The 17,956-nt window shown below is 69.4% G+C and carries 16 protein-coding genes; 11 read left to right on the forward strand and 5 right to left on the reverse strand.

What is annotated here, in order from left to right:
• Positions 1-310: 310 nt before the first annotated feature.
• The gene (locus AB0G04_RS40430) at positions 311-1,846 is read right to left on the reverse strand and encodes a YifB family Mg chelatase-like AAA ATPase (RefSeq protein WP_360994765.1); all 1,536 of its coding nucleotides are present in this window, start codon (positions 1,844-1,846) and stop codon (positions 311-313) included.
• Positions 1,846-2,205, reverse strand: coding sequence for a YraN family protein (locus AB0G04_RS40435; protein WP_360994768.1), 360 nt, complete (start codon positions 2,203-2,205; stop codon positions 1,846-1,848). Before AB0G04_RS40435 ends, AB0G04_RS40430 begins: the two co-directional genes overlap by 1 nt.
• A 341-nt stretch (positions 2,206-2,546) precedes the next feature.
• Here AB0G04_RS40435 and rpsB point away from each other — a divergent pair, with 341 nt between their 5' ends.
• From rpsB to AB0G04_RS40470, 7 genes are all read left to right on the forward strand, one after another.
• On the forward strand, positions 2,547-3,482 hold the full coding sequence (rpsB, locus tag AB0G04_RS40440) for a 30S ribosomal protein S2 (RefSeq protein WP_360994771.1): 936 nt from the start codon (positions 2,547-2,549) through the stop codon (positions 3,480-3,482).
• A 77-nt stretch (positions 3,483-3,559) separates the two neighbouring features.
• Entirely contained in the window at positions 3,560-4,390 is an 831-nt protein-coding gene (gene tsf, locus AB0G04_RS40445) for a translation elongation factor Ts (protein WP_360994774.1), read from the forward strand.
• A 159-nt stretch (positions 4,391-4,549) separates the two neighbouring features.
• Positions 4,550-5,260, forward strand: a complete 711-nt coding sequence (gene pyrH / locus AB0G04_RS40450; protein WP_360994922.1) for a UMP kinase — start codon at positions 4,550-4,552, stop codon at positions 5,258-5,260.
• Between the two features lie 62 nt (positions 5,261-5,322).
• Positions 5,323-5,880: a ribosome recycling factor gene (frr, locus tag AB0G04_RS40455; RefSeq protein ID WP_360994777.1), complete on the forward strand. Its 558-nt coding sequence runs from the start codon at positions 5,323-5,325 to the stop codon at positions 5,878-5,880.
• Between the two features lie 257 nt (positions 5,881-6,137).
• Positions 6,138-7,178, forward strand: a complete 1,041-nt coding sequence (locus AB0G04_RS40460; protein WP_360994779.1) for a phosphatidate cytidylyltransferase — start codon at positions 6,138-6,140, stop codon at positions 7,176-7,178.
• Between the two features lie 43 nt (positions 7,179-7,221).
• Positions 7,222-8,415 (forward strand): 23S rRNA (adenine(2503)-C(2))-methyltransferase RlmN, encoded by a 1,194-nt coding sequence (rlmN, locus tag AB0G04_RS40465; RefSeq protein ID WP_360994782.1) that lies wholly within the window; start codon positions 7,222-7,224, stop codon positions 8,413-8,415.
• Positions 8,416-8,452: 37 nt separating this feature from the next.
• Positions 8,453-9,724 carry a DivIVA domain-containing protein gene (locus AB0G04_RS40470; protein ID WP_360994784.1) on the forward strand — a complete coding sequence of 424 codons (1,272 nt, stop codon included), beginning with the start codon at positions 8,453-8,455 and terminating at the stop codon, positions 9,722-9,724.
• 52 nt (positions 9,725-9,776) lie between these two features.
• On the opposite strand, the gene AB0G04_RS40475 is transcribed toward AB0G04_RS40470, so the two are convergent.
• Complete coding sequence (locus AB0G04_RS40475; protein ID WP_360994787.1) at positions 9,777-10,016, reverse strand: DUF2631 domain-containing protein; 240 nt, start codon at positions 10,014-10,016, stop codon at positions 9,777-9,779.
• 159 nt (positions 10,017-10,175) lie between these two features.
• Between AB0G04_RS40475 and AB0G04_RS40480 the strand changes: the two genes are divergently transcribed.
• The gene (locus tag AB0G04_RS40480; protein WP_360994790.1) at positions 10,176-11,726 is read left to right on the forward strand and encodes a Rieske 2Fe-2S domain-containing protein; all 1,551 of its coding nucleotides are present in this window, start codon (positions 10,176-10,178) and stop codon (positions 11,724-11,726) included.
• On the opposite strand, the gene AB0G04_RS40485 is transcribed toward AB0G04_RS40480, so the two are convergent.
• Complete coding sequence (locus AB0G04_RS40485; RefSeq protein WP_360994793.1) at positions 11,723-13,276, reverse strand: NAD(P)/FAD-dependent oxidoreductase; 1,554 nt, start codon at positions 13,274-13,276, stop codon at positions 11,723-11,725. The genes AB0G04_RS40480 and AB0G04_RS40485 overlap by 4 nt on opposite strands.
• A 17-nt stretch (positions 13,277-13,293) precedes the next feature.
• A complete protein-coding gene (locus AB0G04_RS40490; RefSeq protein ID WP_360994796.1) occupies positions 13,294-14,115 on the reverse strand; it encodes a YhjD/YihY/BrkB family envelope integrity protein in 822 nt (273 codons plus the stop codon).
• A 114-nt stretch (positions 14,116-14,229) separates the two neighbouring features.
• On the opposite strand from AB0G04_RS40490, the gene dxr reads away from it, so the two are divergent.
• The 3 genes from dxr (at position 14,230) to ispG (ending at position 17,948) form a co-directional block, all read left to right on the forward strand.
• Positions 14,230-15,438 (forward strand): 1-deoxy-D-xylulose-5-phosphate reductoisomerase, encoded by a 1,209-nt coding sequence (dxr, locus tag AB0G04_RS40495; RefSeq protein ID WP_360994799.1) that lies wholly within the window; start codon positions 14,230-14,232, stop codon positions 15,436-15,438.
• Entirely contained in the window at positions 15,438-16,697 is a 1,260-nt protein-coding gene (locus AB0G04_RS40500; RefSeq protein WP_360994802.1) for a site-2 protease family protein, read from the forward strand. Before dxr ends, AB0G04_RS40500 begins: the two co-directional genes overlap by 1 nt.
• A gap of 78 nt (positions 16,698-16,775) precedes the next feature.
• Complete coding sequence (ispG, locus tag AB0G04_RS40505) at positions 16,776-17,948, forward strand: flavodoxin-dependent (E)-4-hydroxy-3-methylbut-2-enyl-diphosphate synthase (RefSeq protein ID WP_360994804.1); 1,173 nt, start codon at positions 16,776-16,778, stop codon at positions 17,946-17,948.
• The last annotated feature ends 8 nt before the right edge of the window (positions 17,949-17,956 follow it).

The raw sequence follows: 17,956 nt of genomic DNA on the forward strand, positions 1-17,956 counted from the left end.
ACGGCCACCGATGAAGCCGGCCCAGCACTGAGACGTTCACAGACTCTCCCGTCGAAACGTCGGAGGAAGCGGGCGGCTGCCCGAAGGGGAAGGCGCGGCGAGGTCGCGGCGCGAGGAGGGGATCGGGCGGCTGCCCGAAGGGGAAGGCGCGGCGAGAACGGGGAGGTCGCGCCACGAGCGGGGAGCGGGCGGCTGCCCGAAGAGAAAGGTGAGGCCGCGAGGTGAGGAGCACCCGGCACGAGGGAGGAGGCGGGAAAGGCCGGTGAGGCAGGGCGGCAGGAACCGCCGGAACGGGTACGCGAGAACGCAGTCACCGGGAGCCGCGGACATCGGCTTCTCCCATCCGCAGCTGGTAGGCCTCGCAGACGTCGCCCTCCGACGGCCGGGCACGCCCGTCGAGATCGGCCACGGTCCACGCCAGCCGGAGGCATCGGTCGTAACCGCGGGCCGACAGCACTCCTTTGTCGAGCGCGCCGTGCAGCACCGCGGTGTCCCGCGCCGGCAGCCGCCAAGGTTCCCGCCGCAGCGTCGGTCCCGGTACCTCGGCGTTGGTCGGCCATCCGCCCGATGCCCACCTGGTCGCCGCCGCCACCCGCGCCTGGGCGACCCGTGCCGCGACAGTCGCCGACGGCTCGGCCGGCTCGGAGTCGACCAGGAGTTGGGCGGCGCGGACCGGTAGCAGGTTGACCCGCATGTCGATGCGGTCCAGCAGTGGCCCAGAGAGCCGTCCGAGGTAGCGCCGCCGCACGGTGGGACCGCACCGGCACGCCTGGTCTCCGGCCGGTGAGGCGCAGGGGCACGGGTTGGCGGCGACCACGAGCTGGGCACGCGCCGGATATTCGACGGTCCCGCGGGCCCGCGACAGCACGACCCGGCCGCTCTCCAGTGGTTGCCGCAGCGCCTGCAGGGTGGCGCGGCCCATCTCGGGGACCTCGTCAAGAAAGAGGACCCCTCGGTGGGCGAGTGAGAGCGCGCCGGGCCGGATCAGCCCGGACCCGCCGCCGACCAGGGCGGCGAGGGTGGAGCTGTGGTGCGGGGCCTGGAACGGCGGTCGGCGGACGAGCTGCCCGTCCGGCGGCAGGATCCCGGCGATGGACTGCAGTGCGGTCACTTCGAGGGCGGCGTCGTCGTCGAGTTCGGGGAGGATCGACGGCAGCCGTTCGGCGAGCATGGTCTTGCCCGCGCCCGGCGGCCCGAAGAGGGCCAGGTGGTGTCCTCCGGCGGCGGCGATCTCCAGGGCGTACCGGCCGGTCTCCTGGCCGGCGAGATCGGCGAGGTCCGGGCCGGGCGGCGGGGGCACCGGCGGTACGGCCGGCGGATCCAGCAGGGCGCCGGTGCCCCGGGTGTACTCGGTGAGCCGGTGCAGCGTGTCGACGGCACGCACGGTCACTCCGGGGACGACGCTCGCCTCGCAGGCGTTGGCCAGCGGCACGATGACCCGGCTTATCCCGGCCCGTGCCGCCGCGGCGACCATCGGCAGCACACCGCGGACCGGCCGGACGGTCCCGTCGAGGCCGAGCTCGCCGATGAGGGCCACCCCGTCGAGCCGTTCCGGCGGCAGGGACCCGCTTCCGGTGAGCACGGCAGCGGCGACCGCCATGTCGAACCCGCTGCCGTGCTTGGGCAGGGCCGCGGGCAGCAGGTTCACGGTGATCCGCCGCTGGGGCCAGTCATGGCCGGAGTTGACGACGGCGGCCCGTACCCGGTCGCGGGCCTCGTTGAGGGAGGTGTCGGGCAGTCCGGTGAGCACGAGGGTGGGCAGGCCGTTGGAGAGGTCGGCCTCCACCTCGACCACGTGACCGGAGACGCCGACCAGCCCGGCGCAGAGCACTCGCGCGTACGCCATCAGAACGCGCCCGGGATGTGGACCAGCCGGGTGGCGCCGCGGCGTTGCGGCAGGACCTCCATCACGTCGAAGCGGATGTGCTCCGCGCGTACCCCCGTCTCGGCCAGCCACCTGGAGGCCAGATGCCGTAACCGGCGCACCTTGCGGTGATCGACGGCGGCCGCGGGCGGGCCGAAGGTCGCCGTGCGCCGTGTCTTGACCTCGCAGAAGACCAGGTCGGCGCCATCACGGAGGATGAGGTCGATCTCACCTTCGGAGCACCGCCAGTTGCGTTGCAGCACTGTGAGACCGATCGCCTGGAGATGCCGGGCGGCCAGCCGCTCGCCGTAGGCACCGATCGCCCGTCGCTGAGTCGTCATGGCGTGCGACGTTCACAGGATTCCGGTCACGGCGTGCGACGCCCTGTGGATTGCCGGGTGGTGTGGACGACGCTCCGGTCCGGGCCGGTGCGTGCTAGAGCTGAGGGCGGACCGGACCGCCCGGCGGCTTGGCGTATGCTGGTTGACGGCGACCGCCCCGGCGGTCGACCTCGCGTGCCCTCCGAATGCCCGCTTCCTGGTCACCCAGCGTAAGCGGTCTTCGGCGGTGGCCCTCCCCTGGTCCTGATTCTCATCGGGTCCGACTGCGGCCACCGACCAGGCGCCAGGACGCTCATCGTCGGTGAGCGTGATAACCAGGGAAGATCTAGGGAGTACCCACCATGGCCGTAGTGACCATGCGCCAACTGCTGGAGAGCGGTGTCCACTTCGGGCACCAGACCCGGCGCTGGAACCCGAAGATGAAGCGCTTCATCATGACGGAGCGCAACGGCATCTACATCATCGACCTGCGCCAGACCCTCGACTACATCGAGAAGGCCTACGCGTTCGTCCGTGACACCGTCGCCGAGGGTGGCCACATCCTCTTCGTCGGCACCAAGAAGCAGGCCCAGGAGGCCATCGCCGAGCAGGCGACGCGGGTCGGCCAGCCGTACGTCAACCACCGCTGGCTCGGTGGCATGCTGACCAACTTCCAGACGGTGTACAAGCGTCTTCAGCGCATGAAGGAGCTCGAGGCTCTGGGTGACCTGACCGGCACCGCCGCGGGTTACACCAAGAAGGAGACCCTGCAGCTCTTCCGCGAGAAGACCAAGCTCACCAAGACCCTCGGTGGTCTGCGTGACATGACCAAGACGCCGTCGGCGATCTGGGTCGTGGACACCAAGAAGGAGCACATCGCGGTCGACGAGGCCCGGAAGCTGAACATCCCGGTCATCGCGGTGCTGGACACCAACTGTGACCCGGACGAGGTCGACTTCCCGATCCCGGGCAACGACGACGCGATCCGGTCCGCCGAGCTGCTGACCAAGGTCATCGCGGCCGCCGTCGCCGACGGTCTGATCAAGCGGTCCGGCCGTGGCCGTGGCGGCGCCGACGAGAAGCCCGAGGCGGGCACCGTCGCCGCCGGTGAGCCGCTGCCCGAGTGGGAGCGTGACCTCTACGAGGGTGCCGAGAAGAAGGCCGACCAGCCCGCAGCCGAGGCCGCCCCGGTCGAGGCCGCTCCGGCTGAGGCCGCTCCGGCTGAGGCCGCTCCGGCTGAGGCCGCCCCGGCGGAGGCTGCCCCCGCCCCGGTGGCTGCCGCCGCCCCGGCTGAGTAAGTCGTCCCGATTGCTTCCGGCCGTCGCCGCTGCTGGCGGCGGCGGCCGAATCCCGACTGATCATCGAGAGAAGAGTCATGGCTAACTACACCGCCGCGGACGTCAAGAAGCTCCGCGACCTCACCGGTGCCGGCATGATGGACTGCAAGAAGGCGCTGGAGGAGTCCGAGGGCGACTTCGACAAGGCCGTCGAGTTCCTGCGCATCAAGGGTGCCAAGGACGTCGGCAAGCGGGCCGGCCGCACCGCCGCCAACGGCATCGTCAGCCACTCCGGCAACGCGCTGCTCGAGCTCAACTGCGAGACCGACTTCGTCGCCAAGACCCCGGACTTCGTCGCGCTGGGTCAGCGTCTGGTCGAGTTCGGCGAGCAGAACAAGGTCGCCGACGCCGCCGGGCTGCTCGCCTCGACGATCGAGGACGGCAAGACCGTCGCCGATCTGATCCAGGACTACGCCGCCAAGATCGGCGAGAAGATCGTCCTGAACCGCTTCACGATCGTCGACGGCACCGTTGCGATCTACCTGCACCGCAAGGCGCAGGACCTGCCGCCGCAGGTCGGTGTCCTGGTGCAGTACACCGGCAAGGACGACGAGGCGGCCGACTCGGACGCCCGCGCGATCGGCATGCAGATCACCGCGATGCGGCCGAAGTACCTGAGCCGCGAGGAGGTGCCGGCCGAGGTCGTCGAGACCGAGCGCCGCGTCGCCGAGCAGACCGCTCGTGAGGAGGGCAAGCCGGAGCAGGCGCTGCCCAAGATCATCGAGGGCCGGGTGAACTCCTTCTTCAAGGACTTCGTCCTGCTGGAGCAGGCTTCGGTCGTCGACAACAAGAAGACGGTCAAGCAGATCACCGCCGAGGCCGGTATCGAGGTGACCGGCTTCGTCCGGTTCGAGGTCGGCCAGGAGTAAGGCACCGGGAAAGCAATCGGTCGGGAGGTCGGGTACGCGATTGAGCGCCCGGCCTCCCGGTCGCATAAGGTCTCTTAGCAGATGAAGAAGGGAAAGGCGGGTCTCATGACGATGGTGACCGAGCAGTCCGCCACGGTTGACGATCAGAACCCGCCGACCATGCGGCCACGGCGGGTCGTTCTCAAACTGTCCGGCGAGGTCTTCGGTGGCGGCGACGTCGGGGTCGAGCCCGACGTGGTGCAGTCGCTGGCGAAGCAGATCGCCACCGTCACGCGGGCCGGCATCCAGGTCGCGGTCGTGGTCGGTGGTGGAAACTTCTTCCGCGGCGCCGAGCTGCAGAAGCGCGGGATGGACCGCAACCGCGCCGACTACATGGGCATGCTCGGGACGGTGATGAACTGCCTCGCTCTCCAGGACTTCCTGGAGAAGGAGGGCATCGAGACCCGCGTGCAGACCGCCATCACGATGGCCCAGGTGGCCGAGCCCTACCTTCCGCTGCGCGCCATCCGGCACCTGGAGAAGGGCCGCGTCGTCATCTTCGGCGCGGGCGCCGGCATGCCGTACTTCTCCACCGACACCGTCACCGCCCAGCGCGCACTCGAGATCCGCGCGGACATGGTGCTGATGAGCAAGAACGGTGTGGACGGCGTCTACACCGCCGACCCGCGGGTGGACCCGAGCGCCAGCAAGCTGGACTCCATCACCTTCCAGGAAGTCCTCCAGCGCGGGCTGCGCGTCGCCGATCAGGCCGCCTTCAGCCTCTGCCAGGAGAACAAGCTGCCGATGCTGATCTTCGGCGCGGAGGGCGACGACACCATCGTGCGTGCATGCGCCGGCGAGCGGATCGGCACGCTGATCACCGCCGACTGAGTCGCGTCACAACGTCCCCACGTCCCGCACCACCGAAGACAGCAAGGAGGCGAGAAGAGCCGGTGATCGAGGAAACCCTCTTCGAGGCCGAGGAGAAGATGGAGAGCGCGGTCGAGCACGCCAAGGAGGAGTTCGCCGCCATCCGTACCGGCCGGGCTACTCCCGCGATGTTCTCCAAGATCCTGGTCGACTACTACGGCGCACCCACGCCGGTGACGCAGATGGCCTCCGTCGGCGTCCCGGAGCCGCGCATGGTCATCGTCAAGCCCTACGACGCGTCCCAGCTGGGCCCGATCGAGCGGGCGATCCGTGACTCGGATCTGGGGGTCAACCCCAACAACGAGGGTACGCAGCTGCGCATCCACCTTCCGCAGATGACCGAGGAACGCCGCCGCGAGATGATCAAGGTGGCCCGGGGCAAGGCCGAGGACGGCCGTGTCGCGATCCGCAACGTGCGCCGCAAGGCCAAGGACCAGATCGACAAGCTGGTCAAGGACGGCGGGACGGGTGAGGACGACGGCCGTCGCGCGGAGAAGGAACTCGACGACGTGACGCACCGCTACGTCGCGGTGATCGACGAGCTCGTCAAGCACAAGGAAGCCGAGCTCCTCGAAGTCTGAGGATCGCCGGAAGCCCGGACCCCTTACCTCCGGGGGCCGGGCTTCTCCCCTGTCCGGCCAGTGCTGGTTCACAGGTGGTTAAATTGCCCGCCACCTCGACGGCTGTTCAGGCGTCACCTTTGCAGTACGCTCTGCACGGTTCCCGTGGGCGCGCCGGACGGCCGGCACGGGACACGAGTGGAGATTCCGGCAGGTAGGGGTTCGGCTTTGTTCTTGCGTTCGGCGGCGACACCGCTCAGCACAGCGCTCGGGGCCTGATGTCCTACGTCAATCCCCGTGCCCGGCAGATCCCCGGCGACGACACCAGCGTGCCGGCGCCGTTCGCCCATGAGTCAGAGGAACACCATGCCGCTCTCCGGCACAGCGAGACCGTCCGTGCGTACCCCGGAACGGATTCGATGACCGAGCCGGGCGCTCCCGACGCGGAGCCGGGGAAGGGTGGTGGCCCGGGCCGCCGCCGGGCCGGGCGTGACCGCAAGCCGCAGAGCGGCAGCCGTGCCGGCCGTAATCTGCCCGCGGCCATCGGGGTCGGCCTGAGCCTCGGCCTGATCGTGCTCGCCGCACTGCTGATCCAGCCGATGGCGCTGCTCGTGGTCCTGGTCGTGGCCTCCGGTGTCGGCGCCTGGGAGATGTCCCGCGCGCTGTCGTTCACCGGAGCCCGCCCACCGCTCATCCCGCTGATGATCGGCGTCGTGCTGATGACCGGGCTGGCCTGGTTCCGGGGCGCCGACGCGCTGATCCTCGGCCTGCTCGTCACGGTCGGCGCCGCGTCGTTGTGGCGGCTGGCCGACGGCCCGGCCGCCGTCCGGCGCGACTTCACGCCGAGCGTGCTGATCGCCGTCTACGGACCGTTTCTGCTCAGCTTCGCGGCGCTGCTCGCGCAGATGGACGACGGTCCCCTCCGGGTGATCTGCACCCTGGTCGCCGTTGTGCTCTCCGACACGGGTGGCTACGCGTCCGGCGTCTTCCTCGGCAAGCATCCGATGGCGCCGAAGATCAGTCCGAAGAAGTCGTGGGAGGGTTTCGCCGGTTCCGTGACGGCCGCCGCGATCGGCAGCGGCGCCCTGCTCTTCTTCCTGCTGGACGTCCCGGTCTACTGGGGCCTGCTGTTCGGCGCGGTCATCTCGGTGATGGCGGTCCTCGGCGATCTCGCGGAGTCGATGCTCAAGCGGGATCTGAGGGTCAAGGACATGAGCAACCTGCTGCCCGGGCACGGCGGCCTGATGGACCGGCTGGACTCGATCCTGTTCGCCGTCCCGACCGCGTACCTGCTCTTCTCGATCATCACCGCGAGCTAGCTGTGGGCGACGGACTCGGTGGACGTGGGAGACTGGATACGCCATGACGATTCTTCCGGTCATCCCGATCAGTCCCGATCAACCCGACATCCTGCAGCCCGGGACGGTGAAAACACGCCGTCGCCCCAGCATGCCTCCGCGCCATCTGGCCGACCTCGACCTCGACGGCCGCAAGAGCGCCGTCGCGAGCCTGGGCGAGCCGGCGTTCCGTGCCAAGCAGCTTTCCACCCACTACTTCGGCCGCCTCGTGCGCGACGCCGCAGCGATGACCGACCTGCCGGCCGGTTCCCGTGACCGGCTCGCCGCCGAACTGCTGCCCACGCTGCTGACCCCGGTCCGGGAGCAGGCGTGCGACGACGGGGCGACCCGCAAGACACTGTGGCGGCTGCACGACGGCGCGCTCGTGGAGAGCGTTCTGATGGGTTACCCCGACCGGGTGACGGCATGTGTCTCGAGCCAGGCCGGGTGCGGCATGGCGTGCCCGTTCTGCGCCACCGGCCAGCAGGGGCTGACCCGCAACCTGTCGGTGGCCGAGATCGTGGACCAGGTGGTGTATCTGGCCGGGGTGGCCGCGTCCGGTGCGGTGACCGGTTCGCCGCCGCGCCTGTCGCGCGTGGTCTTCATGGGCATGGGCGAGCCGTTGGCCAATTACCCGCGGGTGATCGACGCGGTCCGGCGGCTGACGAGCCCGGCTCCCGAGGGCCTGGGGCTCTCGCAACGGCACATCACGGTGTCCACGGTGGGTTTGGTGCCCGCTATGCGCCGGTTGATCGCTGAACAGCTCTCGGTGACTCTTGCGCTGTCACTTCACGCCCCCGATGATGATCTGCGCGATGAGCTTGTGCCCGTCAACCAGCGTTGGAAGGTGGCCGAGGTGCTCGATGCCGCGTTCGATTACGCGGCGCAGACCGGCCGTCGGGTTTCCATCGAATACGCCCTGATCAGGGATGTAAACGATCAGCCCTGGCGTGCCGACCTGCTCGGCCGTCTTCTGAAAGGCAAGCTGGCCCATGTGAATCTCATCCCGCTGAACCCGACGCCGGGCAGCAAGTGGGATGCGAGCCCGAAGCCGGTCGAGCGCGAGTTCGTCCGCCGGTTGCAGGAGGCCGGTGTTTCGACGACGGTACGCGATACCCGGGGGCGGGAGATCGACGGCGCGTGCGGCCAGCTGGCCGCGGGTGAGCTGACGGACGCGAGCGCAGGGGGCGCCGCAGCCGACGCGGAGGTGGCACAGTGACTGGGCTCAGGTCCCAGCGAGCGGAGTGGGAGACGTTGTGACGAGTCAGGGGCAGCGTTTCCGAAGGCGTGCGCTGCGGCGTGGCTACAAGGTCGACGAGGTCGACGCTTTCCTGGACCGGGTCGAGGCGACCCTGGCCGGCGAGCAGGTCGGCCCGCCGGTCGGCGCGCAGGAAGTGCACGACGTGGTCTTCCGGGTGCGGTTCGGCGGCTACGACGAGTGGCAGGTCGACCTGCACCTCGACCGGGTCGAGCGGCAGCTCGCCGAGTTCGAGGAGCGGGGTGGGCGCCCCGCACCGGACCCGATGCGTGACTCGATGCGCAGTGGCCTCACCGCGACTCCGGCTTCCGGCCCGCCCGCGATGGGTCAGGGCCCGGGTCAGGGTTTCGACCGTGGCGGGTTCGACCGCGGCGGTTTCGGTCCGGGAGGGCCGGGCGGCCCGGGTGGCATGCAGGGTCAGCCTCCGCAGCCGCAGGGCTACCCGGGTCAGCCGCAGGGCTATCCCGGCCAGCCGCAGGGCGTGCCGGGCGGAATGGGCGCGGGGATGAACCCGGCTGCCCGGATGGCCTCGCCGCCGACCGAGCGGCTGCAGGCTCCGGTGCGCGACGACCGGATGATGCCGCCCCAGATCCCGCAGCGTCAGCCCCAGCAGCTGCCACCCGGCCCGGACCCGTACGGGCGCTATGACGAGCCGACCGGCTATGGCCAGCAGCAGCAGCAGCCGCCCTCACAGCTGCCACAGCGTCCCGGTCCGCCGCCCGGTTACGACCCGAGCGGCTACGACCAGGGCGGTTACGACGGCTTCGAGGCCGGCCGGCACGGCAAGGCGGACATGACCGCCGAGATCCGGATGCCCGACCGGGACCCACGTGGTGGCTACGGCCAGCAGATGCCGGGCGCTCCGATGCCGGGCTCGCCGATGGCCATGCCGGGTTCTCCCATGCCGGGGGCGCCGATGAGCGGGCCGCCCTACGGCGGTGGTGGTGGCGGCTACGGCCAGCAGCCGCAGCAGCAACAGCAACAGCCGCAGCTCGGTCCGCCGCTGGGTGAGCCGGGTGGCGAGCTCTACCGGGTCGACCAGCTCCGCCGGACGTTCCAGCCACGCCGGTTCGGCAGCGGTTACGACCCGTCGCAGGTCGACCGGCTGTTCGAGGGCATCCTGCAGGCCATGACGGGCCGCGGCCCGATGCCGGTGAACGAGAACGACCTCGACATGCTTCAGTTCGGCCTGGTGCCGAACGGCTACTTCGAGGCCGAGGTCGACGCCGCGCTGCGCGAGGTGAAGGACATCCTGTTGCGCCGCCGGTGATCAGCACACGAAAAGAGGGGGCCGCCGGCCCCCTCTTTTGCTTGACCCGGAGTTACTGGTCGTTGGGGCGCAGGCCACTGCGGCGCAGCACGGCGTCGCCGATGATGACGGCGACCAGGCCGATGGCGATCACGACGAGCCACACCTTCTCGGTGTTGCCCTGCTGGTTACCCCAGAAGAAGAGCAGCATGATCGCGGCCGAGATGATCGCGCCCTTCTGAGCCCGCTTGCGGTTGCCGGGCTTCAGCTGGTCGGGCGCGTAGACCTCCTCGTGGTGTTCTTCCGCAGCCACGGTGGCGTCCCTTCTGATCAGTGTGTCCAAGCAGATGATGAATCGGAAAACAGTCTGTCACGGGGGTGACGGGCACAACGCGGCAACCCGGCTGTACTTTCGATGCGGTCACAAAGCCGCAAGACGCGGCCACGAAGCCGCAAGCAGAGGAGCGATCAAGTGCGGATCACGGGCACCGGCCATGCGAGCATGCGGATCGACACCGCTGCCGGCAGCATTCTGTGCGATCCGTGGGTGAATCCGGCGTATTTCGCCTCATGGTTCCCGTTCCCGGACAACTCCCAGCTCGACTGGGAGACGCTTGGTGACGTCGACTACCTGTACGTCTCCCACCTGCACCGGGACCACTTCGACGCGGAGCACCTGAAGAGGTTCATCAGCAAGAAGGCGACCGTCCTGCTGCCGGAGTACCCGACCTCCCAGCTCGAGGACGAGCTGCGGGCGCTCGGTTTCACCAGCTTCCTGCGGACGAAGTCGGACGAGGTGCACGAGCTCGACGGCGGCCTGAAGGTGATGATCCAGGCGCTGATCAGCCCGACCGACGGCCCGATCGGTGACTCGTCGCTCTGGGTCGAGTACGACGGCATCCGCGTCCTGAACCAGAACGACGCCCGTCCCGCCGACCTGACCCGGTTCAACGAGCTGGGCCACGTCCACGCGCACATGCTGCAGTTCTCCGGCGCCATCTGGTACCCGATGGTCTACGAACTGCCGGAGAACGCGAAGACCGCGTTCGGCAAGCAGAAGCGGGAACGGCAGTTCGACCGCACCTGGCGCTACATCGACGACCTGAAGGCCGATTTCGTCTTCCCGATCGCCGGCCCGCCGTGCTTCCTCGACGAGGAGCTGTGGCAGTTCAACGACATCCACGGCGACGAGGGCAACATCTTCCCCGACCAGTCGGTGTTCCTGACGGAGTACGCGAAGGTCGGCGGTACCAACGCGGTCGTCCAGCTGCCGGGCAGTGTGACCGAGCTGACCGACGGCGGCACCAGGCAGACGACGACGCATCCGACGCCGGTCGACGAGTTCTTCGCCAACAAGAAGGCGCACCTGGAGGAGATGCGGGACCGCAAGCGCCCCATCATCGAGGCGGAGAAGGCGTCCTGGCGGCACCCGGAGATCGACGTCCTCAAGGAGCTGAAGAAGCGGATCGAGCCGCTGCTCGAGGAGTCGCTCTACATGGCCAAGGGCGTCGGCGGCCCGGTCCGGTTCGACCTGGTCTCCTACGACGGCGACGAGGTCGAGTCGATCGTGGTGGACTTCCCGGGCAAGCAGGTCCGGGCGTACGCCGACGAGAAGGTGCGCTACCGCTTCCGTACCCAGCGGGAATTGATCGAGCACCTCATCTTCATCGACGAGGGTGACTGGGTGAACTCGCTGTTCCTGTCCTGCCGCTTCTCCGCGGCCCGGATCGGCCAGTACAACGAGTTCGTCTACGCCTTCTTCAAGTGCCTCTCCGAGGAGCGCCTGCAGTACGCCGAAGGCTGGTACGACGAGCACGAGAAGGCCGTCGACGCCGAGGACATCCAGTTCGGCGACTGGACCGTGCAGCGACGTTGCCCCCACCTGAAGGCCGACCTGTCCCGGTTCGGCATCGTCGAGGGCAACGTGCTGACCTGCCAGTTGCACGGCTGGAAGTTCGACCTGCCCAGTGGCCGCTGCCTCACCGGCGTCGGCCACAAGATCAGGGCGACCCGGAACGACTAGGTCGCCAGGTCCTTGAGGATGCGGCGGGCCGCGTTGTGGCCCGCCGCTCCGATCACGCTGCCGGCCGGGTGCGCCCCGGCCGACCCGTGGTACAGCCCGTCCAGTCCGGTGAAGTACGGCATCCGCTTGTCGAACGCGACCGTGTTGTCGACGTGGTGGATGTGACCGCCGGTGATCCCGAAATGCCTCTCGATGCCCGGGGGAGTGAGCGGGAACACGTCCGCGACCAGGTCCGAGGTGCCGGGCGCGTACCGGTCGCAGAGGGCGAGCAGCCTGTCGACGTACGCCGGAAGCTCCTGATCCCAGGAGGAACCGGCCGGCTCGAACGGCACCGACTGCACGAACAACGCCGAGGAATGGTGTCCGGCGTCGTCGCGAAGCGACGGGTCGACGGTGGTGTGCAGGTACCACTCGATGGTCGGCTCGGCCGGCAGGACACCGGCCTGGACGTCCGCCCACATCCGCCGCAGGTTGGTCATCGGCGATCCCTCGCCGGGCAGCAGATGAATGGTCGAACCGAACGGCGACGGCGCATCGGCCGGCAGGCAGTCGAATCGCGGCAGGTCACGCAGCGCGAGGTTGACCTTGAGCGTGCTGCCGGGCCGCTTGACGGCGGCCATGCGCTCGGTCAAGGCGGCGGGCAGAGAACCTTCCGGAACAAGACCCATCAGCTGGTACGGGTCACAGCCGCCGAGGACGACCTTGGCCGAGACACTCCGCCCGTCGGCGAGCACCACGCCACTGGCCGCGCCGCCGTCGACGGTCACCGCGGTCACCCGGGCATCGGTGAAGATCCGCGCCCCGGCGGCCCGTGCCGCGTCGGCGAAGGTCCGGGACACGGTGCCCATCCCGCCCTCGGCGATCAGCCAGGTCCCGTCCGAGCCCGGCAGCCGGCACATGTTGTGCACCAGGAAGTTGTGCCCGGTACCCGGATCGTCCGGCCCCGCGTTCAGCCCGGACAGGCCGTCGGTGACCGCGTACATCGCCACCAGCAGCTCGCTGGCGAACCCGAACCGGGCCAGGTAGTCGGCGACCGAGCCGCGTACCAGATCAAGGAAGGTGCTCTGCAGCTGCGGCCGGATGTGCCGGTCGGCGATCTCCTCGACCGGCGCGGGTTCCTCCAGCCAGGCGGGCGCCAGGTCGGCGCGGATCGCCCCGATCTCGATGGCCAGGGTCTCGTCGGCGATCGCGTCACGCTCACTGAGTTGCGCCCGGTTGGCACGGGCGTCACTGCCGAACAGCAGGTACGGGGAACCGGCCCCGGCACCGGGCAGGAAGTAATGCGGATCGCGCCGCAGGGTGGGGATGTCCACGTCGAGCGTCCGCAGCAGCTCGGGCGGCATCAGCCCGAGCAGGTAGGACCCGGTGGACTGGCCGAGGCCGGGAACCTTGGGAAACGGGTGTTCGGTGCGGGTGGCGCCGCCGATCACACCGGCGGCCTCGAGCACGACGACGTCGAGGCCGGCACGGGCGAGCAGGATCGCGGAGACGAGAGCGTTGTGACCGGCTCCGATGATCACCACGTCGGCACGGTCCGGGATGGGGGTCATGGTTCGCGAGGTTACCTCTAGGCCTCCTCCGGTGACCTCGCCGAATCATCCGATAAATGCGTCTCGACGGCCCGGGTCGCCGCGAAACCGGCGAGCAGCACCACATGGAACAGGTAGAGCCAGAAGCCGATCGCCACCACCGCACCGACCTCGGTGAACCCGCCGAAGGGCACCCCCAGGTCCAGGGGCAGCGAGGAGAAGAGCACAAATCCGTGCAGGAACCCGGACAGGTTCGCGGCGGTGAAGGAACCGATCAGCGTGGTGAGCAGCCACGGCGGGCGGCCGGGCGCGACGTACCGGAACACCCAGATCACCACCGGGGTGAGCAGCAGCCAGACGGCCAGGAAGGAGAGCACCACCCCGAGCACCGCCGACCAGCCGCCACGCAGCCACAGGCGGCTCGTGGTGGGCAGGGCCAGCAGCAGTGACAGCAGCAGCGCCGGCGTGGCGGCGAGCAGCGGCAGCCAGAGGATCCGGCCCCGCCAGCCGACCAGCTTCTCGCCGGGGCGGGCGATCGACGCGAACGCCCGGCGCAGGCCCTCGCCGTACAGGGTGGCGGGCAGGAGGCTCGCCAGCGCGAGAACGGGAGTCAGGTTCAGTCCGGCCTCGATGAGCGCGCCGAGTGCCCGGGGCGCCCCGATCTCGTCCGGCAGCGCGGCCAGTGTCCGGCCGGTCAGGTCCCGTACCCGCTCCGCACCCACCGCCAGACCGGTGATCCAGATCGCCAGCAGCGCGACCGGGACCACCGCGATGCCGCTGTAGAAGGTGATCGCGGCCGCGTGCAGCGCGACGTCCTTGCCGCGCAGTGGCCGGAACAGAGCGGAGATCTTCGATCGCACTCCGCATGGTTACCCCGTAGTGCCCTCGCCGTCACCCGGATGCCGATCCCGTGATGTCCGGCACCCGGCGCGCCTCCCGGCCTGACGGCGACGCCGGCCCGGCCGTCCGGGAAGATGGGCGGCATGCGAGACCTCGTTCTGCTCGGTTCGACCGGGTCCATCGGCACCCAGGCCATCGACATAGTCCGGCGCAACCCGGACCGGTTCCGGGTGGTGGCGCTGGGCGCGGGTGGCGGCAACGTCGAACTGCTCGCCGCCCAGGCCCTCGAGCTGGGCGTCGACGTGGTCGGCGTGGCCCGTTCCTCGGTGACCCAGGACCTCCAGCTCGCCTTCTACGCCCAGGCGCAGAAGCGCGGATGGGCCACCGGCGACTTCAAACTGCCCAAGATCGTGGCTGGGCCGGAGGCGATGACCGAGCTCGCCCGGTGGCCCTGTGACGTGGTCCTCAACGGGGTGGTCGGCAGCCTGGGCCTCGCCCCGACGCTCGCGGCCCTGCAGGAGGGCCGCATCCTGGCCCTGGCCAACAAGGAGTCCCTGGTCGCCGGTGGCCCGCTGGTCCGGCGGATCGCCAAGGCGGGGCAGATCGTCCCGGTCGACTCCGAGCACTCGGCGCTGGCCCAGTGCCTGCGCGGCGGCACGGCAGCCGAGGTTCGGCGGCTGGTGCTGACGGCGAGCGGCGGGGCGTTCCGCGGCCGCCGGCGCGAGGAGTTGGCGAACGTCACACCGGAGGAGGCACTCAAGCACCCCACCTGGGACATGGGGCCGGTCGTCACGATCAACTCGGCCACCATGGTGAACAAGGCACTCGAGGTGATCGAGGCCCACGAGCTGTTCGGGGTGCCGTACGACGACATCGAGGTGATGGTCCACCCCCAGTCGGTGCTGCACTCGCTTGTCGAGTTCACCGACGGATCGACCCTGGCCCAGGCCAGCCCGCCGGACATGCGCCTGCCGATCGCGCTGGCCCTGGCCTGGCCGGAGCGGGTGCCGGCGGCGGCGGCCGCGGTGGACTGGACGAGTGCGCACAACTGGGAGTTGCGGCCGCTGGACGACGAGGCGTTCCCGGCCGTCCGGCTGGCGAAGGAGGCCGGTCGTGCCGGGCGGTGCCTTCCGGCCGTGTACAACGCCGCCAACGAGGAGTGTGTGGCCGCTTTCGTCTCGGGTCGGCTACCTTTTCTGGGCATCGTCGACACGCTGGAACAGGTGCTGGCGGCGGCCCCGGATTTCGCGGAGCCGGGTACCGTCGATGACGTGCTTGCCGCCGAAGCGTGGGCGCGTGCCCAGGCACAACGGACAATCGAGACTGTGGCTGAAGGAGCCTGATGCTGTTCTGGCTGGGGTGCGCAGCCTTCGCGCTGACGATTCTGATCTCGGTGAGCCTGCACGAGCTGGGTCACATGATCACCGGCAAGCGCTTCGGGATGAAGGTCACGAAGTACTTCGTCGGCTTCGGCCCGACCATCTTCTCGTTCCACCGGGGTGAGACCGAGTACGGACTGAAGCTCATCCCCCTCGGCGGCTTCTGCAAGATCGTCGGCATGACGCCGCAGGACGACGACGTCGCTCCGGAGGACCAGCACCGCGCCATGTGGCGGTTCCCGGTCTGGAAGCGGACCATCGTGATGGGTGCCGGCTCGGCCGCCCACTTCGCGCTGGCCCTGGTCGGCGCTTGGATCATGGCGTGGACCATCGGCCTGCCCAACATCGGACTGCCGCAGACGGCCGAGGAGCAGCGTGCCGCCCCCGCGATGATCGGTGTGGCGCCCTGCATCCCCACGTCGCTGTCGGACAAGAGCGAGACCTGCGTCCCGGGGCAGGCGAGCGGCCGTGAGGGCCCGGCCAAGGCCGCCGCCCTGAAAACCGGTGACGTGATCACCAAGGTCGGCAGCACCCCGGTCGCCAACTACGGTCAGCTCACCGACGCCATCCGGTCACAGCCGCCCGGCAAGACGGTCTTCGAGTACGTACGCGACGGCCAAGCCGCCTCGACGACGGTCGACCTGCTCCCCGCCGAACGACGTCCGGTGGGTGACCCGGACGGCCCGATCTCCCAGGTCGCGGTCGCCGGTGTGAGCTGGGAAACGGATCAGCCCGCGGTCGTCGACTACAGTCCGATCAGCGCGATTCCAGCCTCCGGCGCGTTCAACTGGTACCTGGTGGAGAACTCCGCGAGGGCCATGGCCCGAATCCCGGAGAAGATCCCGGCGCTGTGGAACTCGATCACCGGCGACCAGCGTGACCCGGACACCCCGATCAGCGTCGTCGGGGCCAGCCGGATCGGTGGCGAGGCACTCGAGAGAGGGGTGCCCGAGGTCTTCTGGCAGGTCTTCATCTCGCTGAACGTGTTCATCGGACTGTTCAACCTGCTGCCACTGCTGCCGGTCGACGGCGGGCACATCGCCATCGCCTGGTTCGAAGCAATTCGCTCGTGGCTCTACAAGCGTTTCCGCCGGCCTGACCCCGGTCGGGTGGACTACTACAAGTTGATGCCGGTGACGTACGCGGTCATCCTGATCGGTGGGGCGTTCACCCTCCTGACCGTGACCGCCGACATCGTCAACCCGATCTCGATCTTCAAGTGAACGTCATTCACGACGGTGGAGACCATGGACTCGAACTCGTTCTCGTCGCAACTCACGGAAGGTCGTGAATAACCACCCATGACGTCGATCAGCCTGGGAATGCCGGCCGTACCCCCGCCGCCTCTGGCCCCGCGCCGGAAGAGCCGTCAGATCAACGTCGGCGGGGTGCTGGTCGGCGGCGGCGCCCCGGTCAGCGTCCAGTCGATGACCACCACGCTCACCGCCGACGTCAACTCCACGCTCCAGCAGATCGCTGAGCTGACCGCGTCCGGCTGCCAGATCGTCCGGGTCGCCGTGCCGTCCCAGGACGACGTCGAGGCGCTGCCCGCGATCGCCAAGAAGTCGCAGCTCCCGGTGATCGCTGACATCCACTTCCAGCCGAAATACGTGTTCGCCGCGATCGACGCCGGTTGTGCCGCGGTCCGGGTCAACCCGGGCAACATCCGGCAGTTCGACGACAAGGTGAAGGAGATCGCCAAGGCGGCCTCCGACGCCGGCATCCCGATCCGGATCGGCGTCAACGCAGGCTCGCTGGACAAGCGGCTGCTGGAGAAGTACGGCAAGGCCACCGCCGAGGCTCTGGTCGAGTCGGCGCTCTGGGAATGCTCGCTGTTCGAGGAGCACGGCTTCCGGGACATCAAGATCTCGGTCAAGCACAACGACCCGGTCGTCATGATCCGGGCGTACCGGCAGCTGGCCGAGCAGTGCGACTACCCGCTGCACCTGGGCGTGACCGAGGCGGGGCCGGCGTTCCAGGGCACGATCAAGAGCGCCGTGGCGTTCGGTGCACTGCTCGCCGAGGGCATCGGCGACACCATCCGGGTCTCGCTGTCCGCGCCGCCGGTCGAGGAGATCAAGGTCGGCAACCAGATCCTGGAGTCGCTCGGCCTGCGCGAGCGCGGTCTGGAGATCGTCTCCTGCCCGTCCTGCGGCCGGGCCCAGGTCGACGTGTACACGCTCGCCGAGCAGGTGACCGCGGCTCTCGACGGGTTCCCGGTGCCGCTGCGGGTGGCCGTCATGGGCTGCGTCGTCAACGGACCGGGTGAGGCCCGCGAGGCCGACCTCGGGGTGGCCTCCGGCAACGGCAAGGGCCAGATCTTCGTCAAGGGCAAGGTGATCAAGACCGTGCCCGAGTCGATCATCGTGGAGACGCTGGTCGAGGAGGCGCTGAGGCTCGCCGACGAGATGGGCGCCGAACTCCCCGACGAGCTGCGGGAGCTTCTCCCCGGGCCGACCGTGACGGTGCACTGAGTCTGATT

The organism is Actinoplanes sp. NPDC023801 (assembly GCF_040639655.1).
Taxonomy (GTDB): domain Bacteria; phylum Actinomycetota; class Actinomycetes; order Mycobacteriales; family Micromonosporaceae; genus Actinoplanes.